Source organism: Lactococcus fujiensis JCM 16395 (assembly GCF_002441655.1).
Lineage (GTDB): Bacteria > Bacillota > Bacilli > Lactobacillales > Streptococcaceae > Lactococcus > Lactococcus fujiensis.
The window spans coordinates 1-5,538 of the sequence record NZ_JXJU01000030.1; the positions used below are offsets into that span (position 1 = coordinate 1).

The window sequence follows — 5,538 nt, forward strand, 5'->3', positions numbered from 1 at the left end:
TTTTCCATATATTCAGACATATCAAAACGAATCATACTATCAGCGGAGCCAAAAAGTTCGACCGCGAGTTGTTTAGCCAATTCAGTTTTACCTACCCCAGTTGGGCCAACAAAGAGGAATGAGCCAATTGGACGGTTTGGTTTACCAAGACCAACACGTGAACGGCGAACGGCTTTCGAAACTTTGTCAATAGCTTCGTCTTGACCAATCACATGAGCTTTCAAATCACTTGCCAAATTGATTAATTGAGTTTGTTCCTTGTCCTTCAAATCTCCAACAGGAATATTTGTTTTTTGTTCCACAATGGCTTCGATATCTTTGTCAGTAATGACAGGCGTTTCTTCATCAGAAACCTGGTGGTTTTGTAATTCTTTAAGTTTTGTAATTTGGTCACGGAAATGAGCAGCTTTTTCAAAGTCCTCTGTCCGCATGGCCTCATTTTTTTGTGCCTCTGATTCGGCAATTCGACGTTCGATGTCTTCAGGATCAACAAATTTGAGTGTCAAATTTTTCTTTGAACCTGATTCATCGAGCAAATCAATGGCTTTATCTGGCATAAATCGATCTTGAATATAACGATTTGACAAGTGGGCAGCGGCATCAATTGCAGCATCAGTATATTTCACATGATGATAATCTTCATAACGTTTTTGAATGCCTTTTAAAATCGTAATCGTTTCTTCAACGGAAGGTTCATCAACTTTAACAGGTTGCATTCTGCGTTCCAAAGCGGCATCTTTTTCAATGATTCGATATTCATTGAGCGTTGTTGCACCAACCAATTGCAGCTCACCTCGAGCAAGTGCTGGTTTCAAAATATTACCAGCATCCATATTACCGTCACCAGCAGATCCAGCGCCTACAATTTCGTGAATTTCATCGATAAACAGAATAACATCGTTGCGTTTTCTGATTTCTTCCATCAATTTCTGCATCCGTTCCTCAAATTGACCCCGGATTCCAGTTCCTTGAACAAGTGAAACAACATCAAGACGAATCACTTCTTTATTTTGCAATTTCTGTGGCACATCACCATCTACAATTTTTTGAGCCAAACCTTCGACAACTGCTGTTTTACCTACACCTGGTTCCCCAATTAACACAGGATTATTTTTCGTCCGACGGTTAAGAATCTCAATCACACGCTTAATTTCTTCGTCACGACCAATAACAGGATCGATTTCACCGCGGCGAGCTGAATCAGTCACATTAATGCCAAATTCTTCTAACATTCCTTTAGGTTGTTTTCCTCTAGGATTGCGTGGGGGCTGGCCACCTCCTGGATAACGATTTCCAGCTTGAGTGGGTGGCGTTTGTTGACTTGACATTTCGTTCCCTTGAAGGGCACTAAAAATATCATTAAATGGGTTAAAAGGTTCTTCAGAGCCATTCATTGGTGTGTTATTTCCAGGACCAAATAAAGCCTCCTGTCCACCAGATTTCATAATTTGATAACAATTCTGACATAAATCAGTTTGTCGTTTTTGTCCATTCACGTTCGTATAGAGGTGAATAGTAGCCTCATTAATTTTACAATTTTGACAGAGCATACGCGTCCTCCTTTAATTCATCTATTAAGTAAAGACAAAACAAGTTTTGTCTTATTCAACTCCGATGTTTTCAAAAGCAGTAGGATAAATAAACGATTTCCTTTATCTCAAGTTCATTCTCATTAGAATGACAAAATTATGAGCTCAGCGAGCTACTTTATAACATCAGCTTCGAACATCAAAGGCAATATAAATTAAAAGTTTGACCTTCTTTGACCTTTGATATATTAATTATAATTCTTTATAAATAAATTAGCAAATAATTTGATTTAATTTGAAGCGTAAAAAGAAGTCACAAATAAGAACAAAAAGCCCCGTCAGTACTGACAAGGGCCATGTTTTCAAAGAACATTAAATTTACATAAAATCACGCAATGGTTTACTGCGACGTGGATGGCGCAACTTCTTGATTGCTTTCGCTTCAATTTGACGAATCCGCTCGCGCGTCACCTTGAATTGTTTCCCAACATCTTCCAAAGTATGCATACGACCATCATCTAGGCCAAAGCGCATCCGGAGAACATTTTCCTCACGATCAGTCAACGTATCCATGACTTCATCAAGTTGTTCACGTAACAACACACGATTTGTATAATCAACAGGCGATTCGATAACATCATCTTCAATGAAATCACCTAAATGTGAATCATCTTCTTCACCAATAGGAGTTTCAAGTGAAACTGGTTCTTGCGCAATTTTCAATACTTCACGAACCTTATCTGGTGTCATATGAAGTTCTTTACCGATTTCTTCTGGAGAAGGATCACGCCCCAAATCTTGCAAAAGATTACGCTGAACGCGAATTAATTTGTTAATTGTTTCAACCATGTGAACCGGGATACGAATGGTCCGTGCCTGGTCAGCAATCGCACGTGTAATTGCTTGACGAATCCACCAGGTAGCATAAGTTGAGAATTTGAACCCCTTAGTATGGTCAAATTTATCAACAGCTTTCATCAAGCCCATATTTCCCTCTTGAATTAAATCCAAAAATTGCATTCCGCGACCAGAATAACGCTTTGCAATTGAAACAACCAAACGCAAGTTTGCTTCAGCAAGCATTTGTTTTGCCATTTCTGCACCTTCACCACCAGCAATAATTGCTTCGGCTAACTTTGTTTCTTCTTCAAGAGAAATCAATGGATAACGGCCAATTTCTTTCAAATACATCCGAACTGGGTCATCAATACGAACGTTTGTAACAATCTCGTCCATTGCATTATCAGAAACATCATCTTTTGGCTCAGCCTCATCCGATTTAAGAGCCAATGGACTCGGATTTCCATCTTTATCTACTATTGAAATCCCTGCGTCTTGAATTTGTTGCAACAATACTTCTATTGCATCTGTTTCCAAGCCGAATTTGACAACTAAATCATCTGTAATTTCATCGTCTAATGCTTGCCCAAGAGGTTTTCGCTTAGCAATGTAGGCTTTAATTTCTTTTTCAAATGCTTTAAGGTCAAAATCATTATTTTCTTTTTGTTTTTTGTTAGCATTTACCACTGGCGCAATTTTTTCGACTACAACTGGCTTAATATTGAGCGCTTCAAGAAGGCGTTTTTCTTCATTCTCAGTGATCGAACTTGAATGAGATTTGACTGTCAATTGCAGTTCTTTTGCCTTCTCTACAAGTGCATTACTACTGACGCCTGTCTCTTTAGCAATTTGGTTAATTCTTTTCTTAATTTCAGCCAATTTACCCCTCCTCTACGGTGTAAAGTTTACGCTTATCACATCACTCAATTAAATGGAGTGTTTTAATAACATTAAATCTTTTTCTTCTGATTAATTATTTGAACAGTAAGTTCTAGCTCTCGCTCTGCGTTCCCCGATTTATGAGCCGTCTCCAGTTGCTTCAACAATTCGCCCAGCTCAGTTTTCAATTGATTTTTTGACAACTGTGCGACCAAATCATTTATTTCCCGTGGGGAAACCTCATCAGGCAAATCTAAATCAATAATCTCATAAAACAGACTCTTCATTTCTGAATCCAATTCACTCGCAAAATGATTTGGATCAATCCCGTCAAAACTCATCGCCTCAATCATCAACTTGTCAAAAAGTGCTTGATAATTTTGATGTACAAAATGAAATTCTTGGTCATTTGCAAATCGCTTCAAGACAGCATTATGGTAAATCATCCGATGAATGAGTTGCTCCTCAACAATTTCAATACTGGAACGTTTTGGTAAAAGAAGAGAAGGCTCTTTCTGATTGAATTTTCTCTCCAAAAACTGCGGAGAGTCCATACCAGTTTGATTAAACTCATTAGGCTCAACAGCAGGTGGGGCCGAAAAATCATCTGGATAATATGGTTCGTTAAATGGAACCGTGCTTTGACTGTTATCGCGAACATTTTCACGTCTTAAATTTACAGCATTCTCTACTTGATTATACTCGAAATCAGGTAAAATCTCAACTAATTTTCTTATAAAAGCATCTTGGGCCGTAATCGATTGAACACTAGCAATCATTGGCGCAATTTGGTCAATAAAATCTATTTGTGCCTGTAAATGAGACAAGTTTGAAGGCTTTAAAAAATCAATGAAGAACTCAATGGGTTGAATTCTATTCTCTTGCAATAAGCGAGCAAGTTCTACTGCACCATAATGTTTTTCATATTCGTCCGGGTCCAATCCTTCAGGTATTTTAACAATTGATACCGAATCCTCACCGATTAATTTTATGGCTTTATTAATCGCATTTTGACCAGCCGAGTCACCATCATAAACCAGAACAAAATGCTTCACACTTTGTCTCAATCGATTAACATGTTTTTCAGTTAAAGCCGTTCCCATTGAAGCAACAACATTATTAACACCAGCTTTGAATGCTGCGATAACATCCATAAAGCCTTCCATCAGATAGACTTCATGATTCTTAGAAATTGTAGGCTTAGCCTTATCTAAATTCCATAATTCGTAGGATTTATCGAAGACTGGTGTTTGCGTTGAATTAATATACTTTGCTTTTGATAAATCATTTTCTTGCCATTTACGACCTGAAAAACCAATCGTTTGTCCATATTCGTTAGTAATTGGAAACATAATTCGATTAGAAAATGCGTCAAAAGTTTTCTGATTTGAAAAATGAAAAAGTCCTGAATTGGCCATCACTTTTTCTTCGAATTTCGGTGACAAACTTCTATATAGAAAGTCCGTTTCATCAGGTGCTAGGCCAATGTTGAAGCGTTTTATCAATTCTTCATCAATTCCACGTTCTAATAAATACTGACGAGCAGATGTCCCTAGTTCAGTAGACATCAAAATGATATGATATAAACGTGCCGCCTGATTGTTAATGTCAAACAAAATCTGATTAGGATTATCTTGGTGAGTATTAGATTGTTCAATGTTTAATTGGATTCCCGCAAATTCAGCTAATTCAAGAAGTGCGTCTTTAAAACCAACTTGCTTATACTCCTTAATAAATTCAATTGCGTCCCCCGACTTTCCACACCCGAAACAATGATAAAATCCTTTTTCTGCATTTACATTAAAAGAAGGAGTTTTTTCGCCATGAAAAGGACACAAACCTAAATAATTTTTTCCATTTTTTGAAAGGGCAACATATTGCGAAATTAAATCAACGATGTTAACTTTACTTTTTAAATCATTAAGTTCATCAACATTAATTAGTGCCATATTCCCTCCTCACAATATCAATTTAAAAGTATAAAAACGTCTACGAAAAATAGACGTCATATCAGGGTAAATCCCTATTATAAACGTATTACTTCTGCACAATACTTATCTTTGTTAGTCTACAACAATAAGAAAATTTTGTCAACATTGTATTTCTAAAATTCACGCCAATAGAGATAAAAAAAGCCTTAGTGACAAGGCTATGATTTAAACATAAGGGGAGTAAGAGATTCGAACTCTCGCGCCGGTTTCCCGACCTAACGATTTAGCAAACCGTCCTCTTCAGCCACTTGAGTAACTCCCCGAAGTTTTGTGAATGGGAAACTCAGGATTCGAACCTG

General features: G+C 37.3%; 3 protein-coding genes and 1 tRNA gene. All 4 read right to left on the reverse strand.

Going from position 1 to position 5,538, the window contains the following annotated elements; genetic code table 11:
- Window positions 1-1,550 (reverse strand): ATP-dependent Clp protease ATP-binding subunit (locus RT41_RS09855; RefSeq protein ID WP_096819222.1); only part of this gene is annotated, 1,550 nt, incomplete at its 3' end.
- Between the two features lie 357 nt (window positions 1,551-1,907).
- Window positions 1,908-3,248 carry an RNA polymerase sigma factor RpoD gene (gene rpoD, locus RT41_RS09860; protein WP_096819224.1) on the reverse strand — a complete coding sequence of 447 codons (1,341 nt, stop codon included), beginning with the start codon at window positions 3,246-3,248 and terminating at the stop codon, window positions 1,908-1,910.
- A gap of 71 nt (window positions 3,249-3,319) precedes the next feature.
- A complete protein-coding gene (gene dnaG, locus RT41_RS09865; protein ID WP_096819226.1) occupies window positions 3,320-5,197 on the reverse strand; it encodes a DNA primase in 1,878 nt (625 codons plus the stop codon).
- 216 nt (window positions 5,198-5,413) lie between these two features.
- Window positions 5,414-5,501: transfer RNA gene (locus RT41_RS09870), tRNA-Ser, on the reverse strand.
- Between the last annotated feature and the right edge of the window lie 37 nt (window positions 5,502-5,538).